This window comes from Methylocystis sp. IM3 (genome assembly GCF_038070105.1).
Lineage (GTDB): Bacteria > Pseudomonadota > Alphaproteobacteria > Rhizobiales > Beijerinckiaceae > Methylocystis.
In genome coordinates this window covers 3,220,189-3,238,789 of sequence record NZ_JBBPBZ010000002.1, presented here as the reverse complement: position 1 = coordinate 3,238,789, position 18,601 = coordinate 3,220,189, and the positions used below count along the sequence as shown (strand labels likewise).

The following is an 18,601-nucleotide window of genomic DNA, read 5'->3' as shown; positions in this document are numbered from 1 at the left end:
TCACGCGGCCGCCGCGCTCTCCTGTCTCGCAGTCGCGCCCTTGCGCTTGCGGCGCAATTTGCTCATGAGCAGATAAATCACCGGCGTCGTGTAGAGCGTCAGAATCTGGCTCAGCAGCAGGCCGCCGATGATGGTGATGCCGAGCGGGCGCCGCAGTTCCGCGCCGATGCCGGAGGCGAAGGCGAGCGGCAGCGCGCCGAACATGGCGGCGAGCGTCGTCATGAGAATGGGCCGGAAGCGCTCCTTCGCGGCTTCGAGCGCCGCATCGTGAATCGAAAGACCCTCCTCGCGTTCGGCTGAAAGCGCGAAGTCGACGAGCATGATGCCGTTCTTCTTCACGATGCCGATGAGCAGCAGGATGCCGATGAAGGCGATCACAGTGAATTCGACGCCAAACAGCTCGAGCGAGAGCAGTGCGCCGAGCCCCGCCGAAGGCAGGGTCGAAATGATGGTGATCGGATGCAGGAGGCTTTCGTAGAGAATGCCGAGGATGATGTAGACCGCGAGCAGCGCGGCGAGAATGAGCGCCGCCATGCCGCGCGCGATCTTGCGGAAATCGGCGGCGTCGCCGGCGAAGCCGGTGTGCAGGCTGCTCGGCGGATTGAGCTCGGCGATCATCGTCTCGATCGCCGCCGTCGCGGCGTCGAGCGTGGAGCCCGGCGCGACATTGTAGGACAGGGTCACCGCCGGCAGCACGCCCTGGTGATTGACGACGAGCGGCGAGGAGCCGCGCTCGATGCGCGCGAGCGAGGTCAGCGGAATCTGAACGCCCGAGGCGCTCGACACATAGACGCCGGCGAGGTCGCGAATGTCGCGCTGGCGCGCGGGCGGCGTCTCGAAGACGACGCGATACTGATTGCGTTGCGTGTAGATGATCGTGTCCTGCCGCTGGCCGAAGGCGCTGTTGAGCGCGGCGTTGATCGCGGCGATCGGCACATTCATGCGCGAGGCGGCGTTGCGGTCGATGATGACCGAGGCGCGCAGGCCGCCCTGCTCCTTGTCCGAGGTCACGTCCACGAGCTCGGGCAGCTTCTTCATGCGCGCGAGCACTTTCTCGCGCCACTCCTCGAGCTCTTCGAGCGAGGCGTCGGCGAGAGTGAACTGATATTGCGACTTGCTGACGCGTCCGCCGCTGCGCAAATCCTGCGAGGGCACCATGAAAACGCTGAGCCCGGCGATCTTGGCGAATTCCTTGCGCAGCCGGTTGATCACCTCCTTGCTCGAGACCTTGCGCTGGCCGATCGGCTTCAGCGCGACGAACAGGCGGCCCTGATTTCCTGCGGCCGTGAGCGGCCCGGCGCCGATGAAGGAGCCGACATTGGCGACGTCGGGGTCCGCGAGCAGCACTTCCGTCGCCCGTCTTTGCAGGCGCGCCATTTCCTCGAAGGAGACGTCGGCCGAGGCTTCCGTCGTGCCGTTGATCAGGCCGATGTCGTCTTGCGGCAGGTTTCCTTTCGGAATGGTGCGGTAGAGCTGTACGGTCCATACGATGGCGCCGAGAATGACGACGAGCGTGATCCAGGGATGATCGACGACGGGGCGCAGCGTTCGCGTGTAAAATTCGACGACACGCTCGAGGCCGCCCTCGATCAGGCGGTCGAAGCGGCTCGGCTGCTTCTTCTCCGGCGCCGGCAGCCAGGCGCAGAGCATGGGCGTCACCGTGAGCGAGACGACCGTCGAGATGAGGATCGCGAAGGTGAGCGTGACGGAGAATTCGCGCAGCAGCCGCCCCATCACGCCTTCCATGAAGAGGAGCGGGATGAAGACGGCGATCAGCGAGAGGCTGATCGAGACCACGGTGAAGCCGATCTGCCGCGCGCCGACGAGCGCCGCGTCGAGGCGGGAGAGGCCCTTCTCGCGATTGCTCTCGATGTTCTCGATCATGACGATGGCGTCGTCGACGACGAAGCCCACCGAGATGGTGAGCGCCATGAGCGACAGATTGTCGATCGAAAAGCCCGCGAGCCACATGGCGGCGCAAGTGCCGACGAGCGAGAGCGGCACGGTGACGCCGGCCGCGATCACCGGCGTCGCGCGACGCAGGAAAACGAAGACGACCATCATCACCAGCGCCACCGAAATGGCGAGCGTGAATTGTATGTCGTGAATGCTGGCGCGGATCGTCTGGGTGCGGTCCGAGAGCACGTCGATCTTGATGCCGGAGGGGATCCACTCGGAGAGCTGCGGCAGCAGCGCCTTGATGTGATCGACGGTCTCGATGACATTGGCGCTGGGCTGCTTGGTGACGATGACGAGCACCGCCGGTTTGCCGTTGAACCAGCCCGCCGACATGCGGTTGCGCACGCTGCGCTCGACGGTCGCGACATCGCCGAGCTTCACCACGGCGCCATTGCGCGACGCGACGACGATGTTGCGGTAATCCTCGGGCGTCGAGAGCTGATCGGTCGCGCTGAGCGTGATTTCCTGCGTGGTTCCGGCGAGCGCGCCGACGGCCGAATGCGCATTGGCGGCAAAGAGCGCGCGCGCCACTTCATTGACGCCGAGATTCATCGCCGCGAGCCGCGCCGAATCGACCTGCACGCGGATCGCCGGCTGTTCGGCGCCGGCGATGCGCGCTTCGGCGACGCCCGGAACCTGCGAAATGCGCTGGGCGATGATCGAGTCGGTCGCGTCGAAAATGGCGGAGGTCGGCAGCGTGTCGGAGGTCAGCGCCAGCACCAGCACCGGCATGGTCGACTGGCTCGCCTTGCGGAAGCTCGGCGCCACGGGCAGGTCGCTCGGCAGATCGACGAGAGAGGCGTTGATCGCCGCCTGCACGTCCCGCGCGGCGGCGTCGATGTTCTTGTCGATGTCGAACTGGGCGATGATCTGCGTCGCGCCGAGCGAACTGGTCGAGGTCAATTCGTTGAGGCCGGCGATGCCGGAGAGGCGGCGCTCCAGCGGCGCGGCGACGGAGGCCGCCATGGTCTCGGGATCGGCGCCGGGCCGCGAGGCGCTGATGCCGATCGCCGGAAAATCCACGGCCGGCAGGCTCGCGACGGGCAGGAAGAAATAAGCGACGGCGCCGAGCAGGAACAGCGCGGCGGCGAGCAGGGTGGTCCCGACCGGCCGGCGGATGAAGGGCTCGGAGACGTTCATTCGGCCGCCTCGCGCCGGTGCGGCGGCTCCTCCGCTTCGGCGGGTGCCTGGTCGGCGGCCTCTTCGGTCTTCGCGCCGAGAAGACGCTCGCGCAGCCGCTCCACCTGTAGATAGAGGACGGGCGTCGTATAGAGCGTCAGCGCCTGGCTCATCAGCAGGCCGCCGATGATGGAGACGCCCAGCGGAATGCGCAGCTCGCTGCCAGGTCCATGGGCGAGGGCGAGCGGCAGGGCGCCAAAGAGCGCGGCGAGCGTCGTCATCATGATCGGGCGGAAACGCAATTGCGCGGCGCGCACGATGGAGTCCTGCGGCGAAAGCCCTTCGAGCCGCTCGGCTTCGAGCGCGAAGTCGATCATCATGATCGCATTCTTCTTCACGATGCCCATGAGCAGCACGATGCCGATGAGCGCCACGATCGAGAGGTCGATGCCGAGCGCCAGCAGCGCGAGCAAGGCGCCGACGCCCGCGGAGGGCAGCGTCGTGAGCACGGTGAAGGGATGGGCGAAGCTCTCGTAGAGCACGCCCAGAACCACATAGATGGCGATGACGGCGGCGAGAATGAGCCAGGGCTCGCTCGCAAGCGACTTGTTGAACTCGGCCGCGTCGGCGCTGAAGACGCCGGTGATGGTCGGCGGCATGCCGATCGCGGCCTCGGCCGCCGCGATCATCTTCACCGCCTCGCCGAGCGCCACGCCCTTGGCGAGGTCGAAGCTGATGGTCGAGGCCGGGAACTGGTCCTGATGCGCCACGGAAAGCGGCGCCGCGACATTCTCGATATGCACGAAGGTCGCGAGCGGCGTCTGCGGACCGCCGCCGACCGGCGCCACGTAAAGCTTTTCGAGCGCGGACATGTCGCGCAGATATTGCGGCGCGGCCTCCAGAATGACGCGATACTGGTTCGACTGGGTGTAGATGGTCGAGATCTGGCGCTGGCCGAAGGCGTCGTTCAAGACATTGTCCACGTCCTGCGCCGAAATGCCGAGGCGGCCCATCTTGTCGCGGTCGATGCGCATGAGCGCGCGCAGGCCGCCGTCCTGGGTTTCGGCCGCGACATTCTTCAGGCCGGGCGTCGCGCGCAGCCGGTCGAGCAGGCGGTTCGACCAGCGCAGCAATTCGCCCGAGTCCGCCGAGGTCAGCGTGTATTGATACTGCGAGCGGCTCGGCCGCGTGGTGATCTGGATGTCCTGCACGGGCTCGATGAACAGCGTTGCGCCGGCGATCCTCTCGCCTTCCTTCTTGAGCCGGTCGGCGATCTCGTCGGCGCTCGCGTCGCGCAGGTCGCGGTCCTTCAGCGTCACCGTCAGACGCCCGACATTGGTCGTGGCGTTGAGCGGCCCGACGCCGAGCACGGAGGTCACGCCCGTGACGTCGCGGTCCTTGCGGAAAACATCGGTCACCTTCGCCTGCAGGGCCTTCATGCGCTCGAAGGAGGCGTCGGGCGAAGCCTCCAGAACGACGCTGAGCACGCCCGTGTCCTGCCGCGGCAGGAAGCCCTTCGGAATATAGGCCCACAGCGCCACGGTGAGCGCCAGCGTGCCGGCGGTCAGGATCATCATGAATCGCTGATGGGCGAGCGCCCAGTCGAGCGAGCGATAATATTTCTCGTCGAGCCAGAGAGACATTCTCTCCCACGCGGAATCGCCGCTTTCCGGCGCGGCGCGCAGCAGCACGGCGCAGAGCATGGGCGTGAGCGTCAGCGAGATGACCGCCGAGATGACGACGGCGATCGAGAGCGTCAGCGCGAATTCGCGGAACATGCGGCCAACGATGCCGGTCATGAACAGAAGCGGGATGAAGACCGCGATGAGCGAGACCGTGAGCGAGACGACGGTGAAGCCGATCTCGCGCGCGCCGTCGAGCGCCGCCTGAAGCGGCGTCTTGCCGTGCTCGATATTGCGGAAGACGTTCTCGATCATCACGATGGCGTCGTCGACGATGAAGCCCGTGCCGATGGTGAGCGCCATCAGCGACAGATTGTCGAGCGAGAAGCCCGCCGCCCACATCACGAAGAAGGTGGCGATGATCGAGAGCGGCAGGCTGACGCCGGCGATCAGCGTCGCGCGCCAGCTGCGCAGGAACATCAGCACCACGGCGACGACGAGGCCCGCGGCGATGACGAGGGTGAGCTGCACCTCGTGAATCGAGGCGCGGATCGTGTCGGTGCGGTCGTTGACGATGTCGAGGCTCATGCCCGCCGGCAATTCGCCGCGCAGCTTGGGGAGCGTCTCTTTCACGCGCTCGACCGTGGCGATGATATTGGCGCCCGGCTGACGCATCACGTCGAGGATGATCGCCTGCTCGCCATTGTGCCAGCCGCCGACGCGGGCGTTTTCGAGCCCGTCGGAGACCTTCGCCACGTCGCGCAGCATCACCGGCGCCTTGTTGCGCCAGGCGACGATGATCGTCTCGTATTGCTTGGCCTGCAGAATCTGGTCGTTGGCCTCCAGCGTGTAGGACTGGCGCTGGCCTTCGAGCGACCCCTTGGCGCCGGCGTTGTTGGCGCTCGCGACCGCCTGACGCAAATCCTCCATGCCGATGCGGTTCGCCGCGAGTCGCGCGAGGTCCGCCTCGATGCGGATCGCCGGGCGCACGCCGCCCTGCACCGAAACGCGGCCCACCCCCGAAACCTGCGCGAGCTGGGGCGCGATCAGCGTGTCGGCGAGGTCGGAGAGATCGCGCAGCGTCGCGGTCTTCGAGCCGAGGGTGAGCGTCAGGACCGGCGTGTCGGCCGGGTTCACCTTGGCGTAGACCGGCGGATAGGGAAGGTCGCGCGGCAGGGTCGAGGCGGCGGAATTGATCGCGGCCTGAACGTCCTGGGCGGCGGCGTCGATGTCGCGGCCGAGATCGAATTGCAGCGTGATCTGCGAGAGGCCGAAGGAGCTTTGCGACGACATGCTGGTCAGCGACGGAATTTGCCCGAACTGCCGCTCGAGCGAGGCCGTCACCAGCGAGGCGATGGTGTCGGGATTGGCGCCGGGAAGCTGCGTCGTGACCTGGATCGTGGGAAAATCGACCTGGGGCAGCGGCGAGATCGAGAGGCGCGTATAGCCCAAAACGCCAAAGAGCAGCAGCGCAAAGGCCATGAGCGAGGTCGCCACCGGCCTTTTGATGAAGGGCGCCGAAACATTCATCTCGAGTCAGATCACCTTCCGGGAGACCCTTCTCCCCTTGCATTCTCGCCCTTCGGGCCGTCGCTCCTGGGGCTATCGTTCTTGGAGCCGTCCATTTTGGCGCCATGCCGCCGATGGCCGCCGACAGGCTCTTTCTGCGGCTCCGCTTGCGACGGGGTCGCGGTCGCCGCGGCGGCGGGCTCCTCGGTGTGGGCCACATGCACTTTTGCGCCGTCGAAGAGCCGCGCGAATCCGCTTGTCACCACGGTCTCGCCGGGCTCCAGCCCCGACGTGACGACGACGATATTCTCATCCTGCCGCCCTGTCGTGACGGTTTTCATATGGGCGCGGCCATCGTCTCCCAAAACATAGACGAAGGCGCCGTTGGGGCCGCGCTGGACCGCCGGGCTCGGGGTCACGACGGCGTTCTTGATGGTGTCGAGCATCAGCCGCACATTGACGAACTGTCCCGGCCACAGTCCCAGATCCTGATTGGCGAAAATGGCCTTCAGCTTCACCGTGCCGGTGAGCTGGTCGATCTGGTTGTCGATGACGGAGAGCTCGCCGCTCTCCAGCGTCGTGGCGTTGTCGGAGCCGAGCGCCCTGACCTTCGCGGGGCCTGAGCCTTGCGCCTTCTGCACCGCGGGCAGAGCCTGCTGGGGCAGAGTGAAGACGACATAGATCGGCCTGAGCTGGGTGACGACGACGATGCCGCCCGCATCCGAGGGGTGCAAAATATTGCCGACGTCCACGAGTCGGATGCCGACGCGTCCGTCGATCGGCGAGCGGATGGTGGCGTAGTCGAGCGTGGTCTTGGCGTTGTCGATCGCCGCCTGATCGGCGCGCACCTGCGCCTCGAGCTGCGAGACCTGCGCCTTCTGCGTCGTATATTGCTGCTGCGAGAGGAACTTGCCGGCGACGAGCTTCTCGTAGCGGGCGAGATCGACGCGGGCGTTGGCGAGGTTGGCCTCGTCCTGGGCCTTCTTGGCGACGGCCTGATCGTAGAGCGCCTTGTAAAGGGCCGGGTCGATCTCGGCGAGCACGTCGCCCTTCTTCACGTCCTGGCCTTCGGTGAAGGCGAGGCGCAGGAGCCGCCCGTCCACCTGGGTGCGGATCGTCACCGTATTGAGCGCCTGCACCGTGCCCACGGCGTCGATCGTCACCGGAACGTTCTCGATCCGCGCCTTGGCGGTCGCGACGCTCACGGCTTCGTCCCGGCGCTTGCCTCCGCCGCCCGTGGCGCTTTCCGCCGCCGGCTTGCCGTCGGAGCCGAACCTCAGGCCGCTCTGCCACGCTCCGCCGGCGGCGAGCGCCAGCGCGAGCGCGCCAATGGCCATGAGGATACGCCGATCGGCGCGGATCATGGAAAGATTCCCTTGTCGGCCTCATAGGCCGCGTTGGCTTGAGCGATTTCGGCGTCTCGCGTCGTGGGGGACCATCCGCCGCCGAGCGCCTGATATAGGCTCGTCGCAGCTTGAAAGTAAGAGAGCCGCGTCACCGCGAGCTGATCCTGAGCCTGAAAAAGCGTCGTCTGCGTCGTCGAGAGGGTGATGATGTCGATCGTTCCCTCCTGCAGCCGCACCTCGGACACGGTCAGCGCGCGCTCGGCGGCGGCGGCGGCCACGGTCTGGGCCTTCAGCGCGGCCGCGGTCTCCCGCACCGCGATCAGCGCGTTTTCGGCGTCGCTCAGCGCCGTCAGGATCTGCTTGCGGTAGAGGGCGGCGAGTTCGGCGTAGCGGCCCTTCTGATTCTCGTAATTGCCCTGAATGTTGAAGCCGTCGAAGATCGGCTGGGCGAGATTGGCCGCCGCCTGCCAGGCGACCGCCTCGGGCCGCAGCAGATTGTGCAGCAGCGCGCTCTGCACGCCATATTGTCCGGTGAGCGTGATCGATGGGAAGAAGGCGGCGCGCGCTTGCAGCACCGAAAACTCCTGCGACGCGAGCCGCGCCTCGGCCTCGGCCACGTCCGGACGGCGCAGCAGCACTTCCGAGGGCAAGCCCGGCGAAACATGCGGGAAGGTGAGCTTCGTCAGCGATCCGCCCTTGATCTCCACGCTTTCGGGCGTCTGCCCGACCAGAACGGCGAGCTGATTCTTCGTCTGCCGCAAGGTCTGCTCGAGCGGCGGAATCGTCGCCCGCGCCTGCGCCAGCACGCTCTCCTGCTGCGCCGTGTCGAGGGCGCTCGCGACGCCGACCTCGAAGCGCGCCTGAATGGCGCGAAAGACGCGCTCGGCGATGGCGACGTTATTGTGGGCGATGCGTAGCCGGTCCTGCGCGGTGAGCACCTGGAAATAGGCGTTGATCACCGAGGCGATCGTCGAAATCTCGACCGTATCCCGGTTGAAGCGGCTGGCGTTGGCGAGCAGCCGCGCGGCGTAGGAGGCGTCCTCGTTCTTGCCCCAGAAGTCGATCTCGTAGCTCGCCGTCAGGCCGAGCTGGAAGAAGCCGAACTCCCGCGCCCGGAAGCCGGTGAGCGGCGTCTGCTGCGACGAGCCCGTCGATGTCGAGGCGGGCGTGATGTTCGACCCCGCCGACGCGACATTGGTCGTCGTGCCCGGCACGCGGGTCGTGCGGGCGATGTCCTGCATCGAGATATTGGGCCACAGCGCCGCGCTCGCGACCCGCGCCTGCGCGTCGACTTGCGCGATGCGCGCCGCGGCGGCGGCAATGTCGAGATTTTCGCCCACGGCCGCTTCGACGAGACCCGTCAGCTCCCGGGAGCCGAATTTGGCGGCGAAATCCGGCCCGCGCGGGATGGGCGTCGCGTTTGCGCTCTTGGCCTCGCGGAACTTCGGCGGCGGCGGAACGGCGATGTCCGGCTTCTCCCAGTCGAGATCGCAGCCGGAAAGCAGCGCAGCCGCGGCCGCGAGTAGCAAGGGAGAGGGCAGGAACCGGAACGCCCCGACGGCCGTCAAAAAGCTCACTCCCTCTCTTCCGCCGACGCGCCATCCGCCCGGCGCGGCCTGTCCTGCGACCAACGTCGGCGCCCTGCCGGGCCCGTCCTGGGGCGGTTCTTAAGCCAGTGGCGTGCAGGCGCAAAATCGGCGGGCGCCAAGCTGGCCCGCCGGCTCTGAGGCGTCAAGTTCAACCTGTTGTCACATGCGCGAGGAAAGGCCTATTGGTCGGCGTCTTCAACGGGCTTTGGATGCGAAGGCTGCGCCTTCGGCGCCGCGGATTTCGCCTCCGCCGGCTTCGCGGCTTTCGCGGTCTTCGCCGAATCAGCCGCCGGCTTCGCGGCCTTTTCGCCGGTCGGCTTTGCCGCAGCCTGCGCCTTTTCGGGGTGTTCGGCGACGGGAGCCTTGCTCTCGGCCTTGCCTTCCGTCTTGCTCTCCGACTTGCCGTCGCTCTTGCCCTCGGCTTTCGCCTCGGGCTTCGGTTCGGCTTTCTTCGGCGGGCCGGAGACGCGGGTCCAGGTTTCGCTCTGGCACAGGAAGGCCATCAGGCATCCCGTCAGCGTGAACTGCGTGGGCGAGTCATAGGTGATCTTGCCCGTATAGGTCTTGCCGTCCTCGGGGTTGAAAAGATCGCCCTTCCAGCTGTTCGGCCCGGTCTTGGCGGCCGAGCGCAGCACGACCGGCGGCGGGCTGCCGTCCAGCATGGGCAGCACGCCCTTGGCGCAGAGCTTGCCAGAGCAGTCGTAGAATTCGAGCTTGTCGGTCGGGTGGCCTTCGCGGACCCAAACGCCATAGATCGGTTGCTCCGCCGCGCTGGCGATCGGCGCAAGGAGGGCCGTGGCGGCGGCAATGCTCAGCAGAAATTTGTTCATGACGCCGTCTATCCCCAGTTGTGTGGGCCAAGGCCTTCGCCTGGCAGCGAAATCCAGAAGGCTGCCTTTCGTCAAGCCGGGTCGGACGCGCCCGGCGCCGGATGGCGGGGCGGGCCGAGAAAGGCCGGCACGATGATGAAGGCCGCAAGTAGCGTGAAAAACAGCGAGATGGTGAGAAGCTCGCCCATGCTGGCGGTGCCCGGATGGCTCGACAGGAAAAGGCTGCCGAAGGCGGTGCCCGTGGTGAGCGAGCTGAAGAAGATCGCGCGGGTGAGGCTCGAGGCCAGCATGTCCACGACGCCCTTTCGCCAGGCGATCACGTAATAGATGTGAAAGGCGACGCCGACGCCGAACATCAGCGGCAGCGCGATGATATTGGCGAAATTCAGCGACACCCCGAGCATTTCCGCAGCCTGAAGGCTCATGATCCCGGCGAGCACGAGCGGGCCGAGGGTGAGCGCGACATCGATTGCATTGCGCAGAGCTACGGCAAGAATAAGGAAAACCGCCACGAAGGCGAAGACGCCGGCCTCCAGAAAGGCGCGGGTCACCGTCTTGCCGGCCTCCGAGATGATGACCGGCGCGCCGCTCGAATCGGGTGCGATGGCCAGCATGGCGTCGGCGAATCGGCTCATGACCACGCGGTCGTTGCTGTCGCCCTTGGGCGTGGTCTGGAGCCGGACGAGGCCATCGGCGGAAATCCAGTCCGAGCGCAATTCCTCCGGCAGATTTTCGGGCGTCACGCGCTGCGCCTGCAGGACGTCGTGCAGCTGGCCCATGAGCTTCTCGAAGCCCGCGAAGGCGGCGCCGCGGGCCTTTTCGCGCGTCTCCGGGCTCGCCTTGGCGAGGGCGTCGAGCGTCGCCGCGAAACGCGTCACCGCGGGCTGCGGCTTCTTCGCCACGGCCGCGCGCAGCGCCTTGGCGGCGGCGGTCAGCGCCTTGACCGTTTCCGCGTCGGTCGGCGCGGGCTTGACCTTGGGATGGAGCGCGGCGTGCAGCTCGCTCGCGGCGCGCGCGATCAGCGGCAGCTTTTCGTCCTGATCCTTGGGAATGAGCGAAAAAACCGAATCGACGTGGTCGACTTCCGGCAACGCCAGGATCTTCCTGGTCAGCTCCTGCGCCGCCTCGAGCGAGGGCGCGAGCGTCTCGATCTTGTTCGGGGCCGTCTTCGGGTCCTTCGAGAGGTCGAGGAAGGTCGCGACGGATTCGACCTTCTGGTCGCGCAGATTCATCGGATTGGAGTCGAAGTGCAGCCGCATCAGCGCCGGCACGCCGGCGAGCACGACCGCCGCCGTGCCGAGCAGCACGATCGGGCGGTGGTGGGCGATCCAGTGATCCACCACGGCGAGCGAGTGGGTCGCGATCGGCACGTGCTCCGCCGGCGGATGCAGCAGCTTGATGGCCGCGGGCAGGAAGGTCAGCGTCGCCAGATAGGCGATGATCATGCCGACGCCGGCGATGAGCCCGAGCTCCGCGACGCCCAGAAAGGAGGTCGGCAGGAAGCAGAAGAAGCCCGCGAGCAGCGAGACCGCGGCCAACGTCAGCGAGCCGCCGATGCCCTGCGTCGCATGGAGCAGCGCCGGCTCGAGGTCGCCGTGGCCGTGCCGCTCCTCGCGATAGCGCGTGGCGAACTGAATGCCGAAATCGACGCCGAGGCCGATGAAGAGGGCGGCGAAGGCGACCGAAATCAGATTGAACCGGCCGATGAGCAGAATGCCGGCGCCCGAGGTGATGGCGAGGCCCGCCAGCAGCGTGACCAGCACGGCCAGAATGAGCTTGGGCGAACGCAGCGCGGCGAAGAGAATGAGCGAGACGACGACCAGCGTGCCGGCCGTGTTGAGCGCCATATTCTCGGAGAGCGTGGCGAATTCCTCGTCGGCGAGCGGCACCTCGCCCGTGAGGCGAAACGTATAGCCGTTCTCCTTGTCGATCCCGAGCGCGGCGGCGGCCTTGCGGACCGCCCCGATGGCCTCGCCGCCCGGCTGAAGCGCCGTGAAGTCGAGGACCGGATTGATGAGGACGATGCGCCGCGTCTCGGGCGGCGGGCCGACGGGCGCGGCCTCCTTGCCGCCCGCGAGCAGCTTCTCCCAATCCACGCGGGCCGTCTGTCCGGCGAGCGTCGCCTCGAAGGCCTGAGAAAACTGGTCGAGGCCCGCAAGATACATGGCGGTGGCGCGCTCGCCGCCCGCCGCCCGCTTCTGGTTGGCGACGAGGACGCTCGAAAGCCCGCGCAGGGTCGGATCCTCGGCGAGGGGCGTCAGCACGTCGCGCTGGCCGATGAGTGTGCCGACCGTGTGCTCGAGTTCGGGACGGTCGAGATAAAGAAGCCCGCTCTTGGCGAAAAAGGCCGGATCGTCCGGGCGCCACACCCTGAGAAGCAGGGGCCGGCCCTTCAGCTCGGCGGTGAGCCGGGCGGCGGCGTCCTCGGCGGCTTCGGGGTTGGGTCCGTCGATGACCGCGACGATGGTGTTCTCGAGCTGCGGAAAGGCGCGGTAGAGCGCCATCTGGTTCTTGCGCCAGCCCATGTCGGGGGAGAACAGATTCGCCGTGTCGGTGTCGATCGCGAAACGTTCGGCGGTGAGGTAAACGCCCCCGGCGGTCAACGCGAGCGTGAGAAGAACAACGGTCCAGGGCCAACGAAGACAGAAGGCCACCAGTTTCTCGAGCATCTACCTAACCCCGGACCTGCGTTGAGACAAAAACGACGTTCCTCTATACCGCGCGCCATGCGCCGCGACCAAGCCGCCGGCCCGCGGCCGCCTGGTAAATCGCGCTGAAGCGTTAAGGTTCAGAGATAACTCAGCCACCATAGATCCCGCCGCCGGCGCTTGACGCCCCCGAACCAGCGGCACGCTGGATAGAGCGCCGCCACGACGAGAACCCACGCCGCATAGGCCCCGGCGAGGCCGATCCCGAGACCGGCCGGCGGCCCGCCGGATTTCAGAAATCCTGCAACGTCGGCATAGCTATAGCCCTGCGCCGCGAGAAGCGCCAGCGCCGCCGCCGCCCCCAGATAGAGATGCAGGACGTAGAAAAGCAGCGGCGTCCGGCCGAAGACGGCGAGGACGCGGCCGGCGGCGCCGTTGACGCGTTCGAGCGCGGGCAGGATCAGCGCCGCGCCCCCGAGCGTCACGAGCAGATAGAGCAGGGAGGGCGGATATTTGGTGACGTTGAGAAAGGAAAGCGCGGTGAAGAGCGCCTCCCGCTGCGCGGTCCAGGGGGCGGGGTCGCCGTAGAAATTGGTCGCCCGCAACACGGCGAAAGCTGCGAGGGCGCAAAGGCCGGCGCGCAGGAGCGTCTCGTCCCGCGCCGCCGGCGCCCTTTCGAAGAGGGGTCCGATCCCGTAGCCCAGCGCGACGACGCCGATCCAGGGCAAGGCGGCGTAATAGACCGCGCCGGGAAGGCCGAGGGGCAGGGGACCTTTCTCGTGCAACAGCCGCCACCAGGGGCCGAACGCCCCGAGGTCGGCCGCGTGGACGCCATCGAGCAGATTGTGGCCGAGAACGATCGCCGCGCCGATCGCGAGAACCTGCCGGGCGGGGAGGCGCGAGAGCAGCGAGAGCGCGACGAGCCCGCAACCGATCGCCCAGAGCGTGCCCAGCATGATCCGCCCCGGCCCGCCCCAGACGGGGCTGATGGCCACTGCGTCGAGCAGGATCAGCCAGACGCCGCGAGTCGCGAGAAAGAGGCTGAGCGTCTCGGGGTCCCGGCGGCGCGCGCCATAGAGATAGGCGCCCACGCCCGCGAGCAGGGCGAAGGTCGGCGCGCAAAAATGAGTGACGAAGCGCGTGAAGAAGAGAAATGGATAGGTGCGCTCGAGGTCCGTCGGGCTGAAGCGCAGGGCGTCGGCGTCGAAGAAATCGCGCATGTGATCGAGCGCCATGACGACCATGACGAGACCGCGCAGCCGGTCGATTTCGGGCAGACGGGGATCCTGGCGGGGGTCCCAGCCCGCCATCCCGGTCATCCGAGCGTCGCCAGGCCGGGGAACATCTCCAGCAGCCAGAAAGACATTTCCTGCACGCCGCCGGTGAGGAAGGCGACGCCCGTGACGATCAGCAGGACGCCGACGACTTTCTCCACCTTGCCGAAATGCTTGCGAAAGCGCGCGACGAAGGCGAGGAATCGGCCGAGGGCCAGGCCTGCGACGATGAAGGGCAGGCCAAGACCCAGCGAATAGGTGGCGAGCAGGGCGGCGCCGCGCGCGACCGTCTCCTGCGCGCCGGCGACGGCGAGAATCGCCGCGAGAATCGGCCCGATGCAGGGCGTCCAGCCGAAGGCAAAGGCCAGCCCCATCACATAGGAGCCGAAGAGGCCCATGGGCTTGGTGATCTCCGCGCGCTTCTCCCGATAGAGCAGGCCGACCTTCAGCACGCCGACGAAATGCAGCCCCATCAGGATGATGACCGCGCCCGCCAGCCAGGAGAGAATATGCAGATTGGCGCGAATCACGGCGCCGAAGGCGCTGGCGGTCGCGCCGAGCGCCACGAAGACCGTCGTGAAGCCGAGGACGAACAGCACTGCCGAAAACAGCACGTCGCGGCGGGCCTGCGAGCGGGTCTCGATTTCGAGATCCTCCATCGAAACGCCAGCGAGATAGGTCAGATAGGGCGGCACGAGCGGCAGCACGCAGGGAGAGAGAAAAGACAAGAGCCCCGCCGCCGCCGCTGCGGGAAAGGTGACGTCCGCCGCCATGGTGATCCTCGGAAGAGAGATGTTTGGGCGCGTTATTGCCACAGGGCGGGCCGCGGCGCAAAGGCGGCGCTCCGGGCGCCGCGCGGAGCGATCGCCGCGCGCCGATCCTGTTCAAGCAAAATAATCGTTCTGGACTTGTGGGTTTTGCTCAAATTGGCGCTTCAACGCGCCAGAAGTGAGTTTACTCTGCGCTCTGACAGGGAAACCGAAGGAGCATGGAGATATGATCCAGCACAGCCGCGCGTCGATGCTGAAAGCGTCAATGTTCATTGCTGGCGGGCTCGCCTTTTTTCTTGTCTTGATGCATCAGGCGTCTCAATTGTTCAGGTAAGACGAGTAATCCCGGCGGCTCCAGCTCTCCCGGCCGCCGGGTTTTCTTTGTCATGACGCAGGGTCCATCGCCAAAGCGGGCGCCGCCGCTTGTTCTTCGCCGCGCCGCCGAAGGCGCGAGGACAGCGCCTGCCCGAGGCCGATCAGCTTGAGTTCGATGCGGAACAGGCCGAGACAAAACAGGATCGCGCCGCCGATCAGGGCGAATTGCGCGGCGACGCCGAGACCGTTGAAGACCGGTCCGTTGCAGAGCTGCTGCCAGAGATAAATGGAATAACTCGCCCGGCCGAGCCCCGCGAGCGCGCCGATCGACAGGGCCTTGCGCAAGGGACTCTCCGCCGCGCCCGACAGCAGGACGAGGACGGGAATGGCCCCGACATAGGCCAGCCGGAACCACGCGATCAGCTCCGCCCGCATGGCTTCGTCATCCCCGAAAGAGGCGACGACGCTCCTCGGCATGAAAACGACGAGGGCGGCGACGGTGAACGCCGGCAGGCGCACATCCGCGAAAAGGCGCTGGATCGCCGCGCCGCGCGCCGCGGCGGCGTAGCCGGCGAAGAACAGAGCATAGGCGATGAGGCAGCCGATCTTGCCGATCCACCAGATGGTGAAGACGAAAGGCAGGGCGGCGAAGGCGAGCGCCGCCGCCGCCAGGGTCGGACGCGGGGCCTTCCCCAGCGTCATCCAGGCGAAGGCCGCTGGAAAGAGGCAGTAGAACTGCTCCTCGAAGGCGAGGCTCCATGTGTGGCCGACATACCAGTCGCAGGAGACGCCGGGCGCCGTGGAATTGCACAGATAAAGCGCCGCGCTGACGAAGTTTACGGGCGAAAACTCGATGACGCCCGCAAGGGCGAGGCCCATCAGCGCCGCGAGATAGAGCATCAAGGGCGGGACGATGCGGAAGAACCGCCGCGCATAGAAGGCCGGAGCCGAAAAGCCGCCGGTTCGCTCGACCTCCCGCAAGGAGGTCAGGCTGACGACATAGCCGCTGATGAAGAAGAAGATGAAGACGCCGGTCTCGCCATATTGGGAGAGGACGCCGAACGCGCTTCTTTCGTAAAAGGCGCCGATCTCCCTGTTCATGCCGAGATGGTCAGCGAAAACGAGAAGGATGGCGATGACGCGCCATCCGTCGATATAGGCTAGTCTTTCCGCCGCGCGCATGATCTTTCCACGGGCGCCGTCGGGCGCGATTCGGGCCAAGGCCCGACAGTTTCAGATCATGACGCCAATGTGAAGCTTGCGCCCCCTAGAAGCGGTCGGCCCGATAGGGGGCGGGATCGGTGAAGGGCGTCTCCCCGGTCATCATTTCGGCGAGCAGGCGCCCGGAGACGGGGCCGAGGGTCAGGCCATGATGGGCGTGGCCGAAGTCGAACCACAGTCCCTTGTGGCGGGGCGCGGGTCCCAGCACCGGCAACATGTCCGGCAGGCAGGGGCGGGCGCCTTTCCAGGGCGCGCGGTCGAGCGCGGCTCCGAGCGGGAAGAGCGCGCGGGCGATCGGCTCGCAGCGGTCGATCTGCACCGGCGTCGGCGGCGCGTCGCGCGGCGCGAATTCCGCGCCGCTCGTCAGCCTGATCCCCCTGTCCATGGGGGCCAGAAGATAGCCATTGTCGGCGTCGAGAATCGGGTGCTCGAGCCGCGCCCCCGGCTGCGGCGCGTAATGCATGTGGTAGCCGCGCTTGAAGCCGAAGGGCATCTGGTAGCCGTAACGGCGGAAAATCTGGTCGGACCAGGGGCCGAGCGCGAGAACGGCGTCCGGCGCGGCGATGCGCCCCTGCGGCCCCATCACGCTCCAGCGCCCGTCCGGCTCCTCTTCGAGCGTCAGCGCGTCGGCCGCGACGAAGCGCCCGCCGCGCGCGAGAAAGAGATCGGCATAGGCCTTGGCGAGCGCGCCGGGATCGCTCACAGAGGCGGTGTCGCGGTAATGCACGCCGCCCGCGACGGCTGCGAGATGCGGCTCGCGCGCGGCGACGCCCTTCTCGTCGAGAATGTCGATATGGAGGTCATAGGCGCGCAGCTTCTCCGCGTCGGCGACGCCATGCTCCAGCGTCTCCTTGCTGCGAAAAAGCTTGATCCAGCCCGTGTGGCGGATGAGCCGCCCCGCGCCCGCCTGCTGGATAAGCGCCTCGTGCTCGACGAGACTGCGCTCGATCAGCGGGCGCCGGCCGGCGATGCTCTTTTGCACGCGCTCGGGCGCGCTCGCCCGCCAGTAGCGCATCAGCCAGGGCGCGACCGAGGGCACGGCGGTCAGGTGATAATGCGCTTCGGGGAGCAGGTTCAGCGCGTATTTGACGAGCCGCCTCGGGTCGCGCGGGAAGAGATAGGGAAAGATCGAGGAGCGCTCGATGAGCCCGGCGTTGCCGAAGCTCGTCTCGAGACCCGCGCCGCGCCTGTCGACGAGGACGACGTCGCGCCCGCGCGCCTGAAGATGCAGCGCCGCCGAGACGCCGACCATGCCGGCGCCGAGAACCATCGCATCCGCTGTCTGCATGGGGCCTCCAGAGAATCTTCATATGGGCGGCGCGAGGGCGCGACGCCAGTTCGCGGGACCGGTGCAAGCTCCGTGCAACCGGACGCTAGCCGCCGAACAGCGAGGCGAGATAAAAGGCCGCGCCCGCCGCGAGGCCGCCGACGAGGAAGGTCTGCGCGCCCGACTTCAGCGGATCGACCCCGGTGAGCCGGCCCTTCACCGCCCCGAAAATGAGCAGCGCCGCGCCGGTGAGGATCGCCGAATGGACGAGCGCGCGGCGGATGTCGTCCTCGACGATGTAGGGCGCGAGCGGAATGAGTCCGCCAATGGCGTAGGCCAGGGCGATGGTCGCCGCGCTGACCGGCGCGCGCCTGGGGTCCGGCCGCTCCAGCCCCAGCTCGAAGCGCATCATGAAATCGACCCAGCGCTTCTTGTCGGCGGAGAGCGAGGCGACGACCGTGTCGACCTCCGGCTTCTCCAGCCCATATCCCGCGAAGATCTCGCGCAGCTCGCGGCGCTCCTGCTCGGGCAGCTTCTCGACCTCCGCATATTCTCGCTTTTCCTCCGAGAGGAAATGTTCGTGGTCGCTGCGCGCGGCGAGATAGCCGCCGAGCCCCATGGCCGTTGCGCCCGCGACGATCTCCGCGAGCCCCGCCGTCACCACGATGCGGGTCGAGGCGATCGCCGCCGAAATGCCCGCCGCAAGGGCGAAGGGCACGGTCAATCCGTCCGCCATTCCGATGACCACGTCGCGCACGGTCTGCGAGTTCAGAAAGTGCCGCTCGACATGCTCCCCTGGCGCGCCTTTCGCGCGCGGCGGGCCAAAGAGCAGCGCGCGCAGCTCCTCGGTTCCCAGCACGCGCCCGAGCTCGACGAAGGCGAAAAAGGGGATGAGCCCGACCGAGGCGATGATCGCCGTCATGACGATGGCCTGCAAGGAGCCGTCGCCGATCGTCGGCAGCGCCTCCCGCGCCGGCTTGCCGTGGATCACGCCGATGACCGTCTCCTCGACGACGTGAAAGGCGACGAGCAGCAGGCCGAAGATCGCCGACTTGATCAGGGCCGGCAGGGCGACCGGCGCATCCTTGCGGCTCTCGCCGAGATGAAATTTCTGCCCGAAGAAGATGACCTT

At 67.1% G+C, this 18,601-nt stretch carries 12 protein-coding genes; all 12 read right to left on the bottom strand.

Features of this window, described 5'->3' with window-relative positions; translation table 11 throughout:
* The gene (locus WOC76_RS17665; RefSeq protein WP_341104980.1) at window positions 1-3,099 is read right to left on the bottom strand and encodes an efflux RND transporter permease subunit; all 3,099 of its coding nucleotides are present in this window, start codon (window positions 3,097-3,099) and stop codon (window positions 1-3) included.
* Window positions 3,096-6,230: an efflux RND transporter permease subunit gene (locus WOC76_RS17660; protein ID WP_341104982.1), complete on the bottom strand. Its 3,135-nt coding sequence runs from the start codon at window positions 6,228-6,230 to the stop codon at window positions 3,096-3,098. Before WOC76_RS17660 ends, WOC76_RS17665 begins: the two co-directional genes overlap by 4 nt.
* Before the next feature lie 11 nt (window positions 6,231-6,241).
* Window positions 6,242-7,573 (bottom strand): efflux RND transporter periplasmic adaptor subunit, encoded by a 1,332-nt coding sequence (locus WOC76_RS17655; protein WP_341104983.1) that lies wholly within the window; start codon window positions 7,571-7,573, stop codon window positions 6,242-6,244.
* Complete coding sequence (locus WOC76_RS17650) at window positions 7,570-9,132, bottom strand: TolC family protein (RefSeq protein WP_341104984.1); 1,563 nt, start codon at window positions 9,130-9,132, stop codon at window positions 7,570-7,572. Before WOC76_RS17650 ends, WOC76_RS17655 begins: the two co-directional genes overlap by 4 nt.
* A gap of 191 nt (window positions 9,133-9,323) precedes the next feature.
* On the bottom strand, window positions 9,324-9,974 hold the full coding sequence (locus WOC76_RS17645) for a DUF2147 domain-containing protein (protein WP_341104985.1): 651 nt from the start codon (window positions 9,972-9,974) through the stop codon (window positions 9,324-9,326).
* Window positions 9,975-10,045: 71 nt separating this feature from the next.
* Window positions 10,046-12,643, bottom strand: a complete 2,598-nt coding sequence (locus WOC76_RS17640) for an MMPL family transporter (protein ID WP_341104987.1) — start codon at window positions 12,641-12,643, stop codon at window positions 10,046-10,048.
* Window positions 12,644-12,762: 119 nt separating this feature from the next.
* Window positions 12,763-13,941 (bottom strand): DUF1624 domain-containing protein, encoded by a 1,179-nt coding sequence (locus WOC76_RS17635; protein ID WP_341104989.1) that lies wholly within the window; start codon window positions 13,939-13,941, stop codon window positions 12,763-12,765.
* Window positions 13,938-14,669 carry a cytochrome c biogenesis CcdA family protein gene (locus tag WOC76_RS17630; RefSeq protein ID WP_341104991.1) on the bottom strand — a complete coding sequence of 244 codons (732 nt, stop codon included), beginning with the start codon at window positions 14,667-14,669 and terminating at the stop codon, window positions 13,938-13,940. The genes WOC76_RS17635 and WOC76_RS17630 overlap by 4 nt, the downstream gene beginning before the upstream one ends.
* A gap of 259 nt (window positions 14,670-14,928) precedes the next feature.
* The gene (locus WOC76_RS17625) at window positions 14,929-15,054 is read right to left on the bottom strand and encodes a hypothetical protein (protein WP_341104992.1); all 126 of its coding nucleotides are present in this window, start codon (window positions 15,052-15,054) and stop codon (window positions 14,929-14,931) included.
* Window positions 15,051-16,202, bottom strand: coding sequence for an acyltransferase family protein (locus WOC76_RS17620; RefSeq protein WP_341431521.1), 1,152 nt, complete (start codon window positions 16,200-16,202; stop codon window positions 15,051-15,053). The genes WOC76_RS17625 and WOC76_RS17620 overlap by 4 nt, the downstream gene beginning before the upstream one ends.
* A 46-nt stretch (window positions 16,203-16,248) precedes the next feature.
* The gene (locus WOC76_RS17615) at window positions 16,249-17,490 is read right to left on the bottom strand and encodes an NAD(P)/FAD-dependent oxidoreductase (protein ID WP_341104996.1); all 1,242 of its coding nucleotides are present in this window, start codon (window positions 17,488-17,490) and stop codon (window positions 16,249-16,251) included.
* Window positions 17,491-17,575: 85 nt separating this feature from the next.
* Window positions 17,576-18,301 carry a VIT1/CCC1 transporter family protein gene (locus WOC76_RS17610; protein ID WP_341108727.1) on the bottom strand — a complete coding sequence of 242 codons (726 nt, stop codon included), beginning with the start codon at window positions 18,299-18,301 and terminating at the stop codon, window positions 17,576-17,578.
* Window positions 18,302-18,601 lie beyond the last annotated feature (300 nt).

Excerpts from the sequence above, each read along its gene's own strand:
- WOC76_RS17665 (WP_341104980.1), bottom strand. The coding sequence starts at position 3,099 with ATGAACGTCTCCGAGCCCTTCATCCGCCGGCCGGTCGGGACCACCCTG.
- WOC76_RS17660 (WP_341104982.1), bottom strand. The coding sequence starts at position 6,230 with ATGAATGTTTCGGCGCCCTTCATCAAAAGGCCGGTGGCGACCTCGCTC.
- WOC76_RS17655 (WP_341104983.1), bottom strand. The coding sequence starts at position 7,573 with ATGATCCGCGCCGATCGGCGTATCCTCATGGCCATTGGCGCGCTCGCG.
- WOC76_RS17645 (WP_341104985.1), bottom strand. The coding sequence starts at position 9,974 with ATGAACAAATTTCTGCTGAGCATTGCCGCCGCCACGGCCCTCCTTGCG.
- WOC76_RS17640 (WP_341104987.1), bottom strand. The coding sequence starts at position 12,643 with ATGCTCGAGAAACTGGTGGCCTTCTGTCTTCGTTGGCCCTGGACCGTT.
- WOC76_RS17635 (WP_341104989.1), bottom strand. The coding sequence starts at position 13,941 with ATGACCGGGATGGCGGGCTGGGACCCCCGCCAGGATCCCCGTCTGCCC.
- WOC76_RS17630 (WP_341104991.1), bottom strand. The coding sequence starts at position 14,669 with ATGGCGGCGGACGTCACCTTTCCCGCAGCGGCGGCGGCGGGGCTCTTG.
- WOC76_RS17625 (WP_341104992.1), bottom strand. The coding sequence starts at position 15,054 with ATGACAAAGAAAACCCGGCGGCCGGGAGAGCTGGAGCCGCCGGGATTA.
- WOC76_RS17615 (WP_341104996.1), bottom strand. The coding sequence starts at position 17,490 with ATGCAGACAGCGGATGCGATGGTTCTCGGCGCCGGCATGGTCGGCGTC.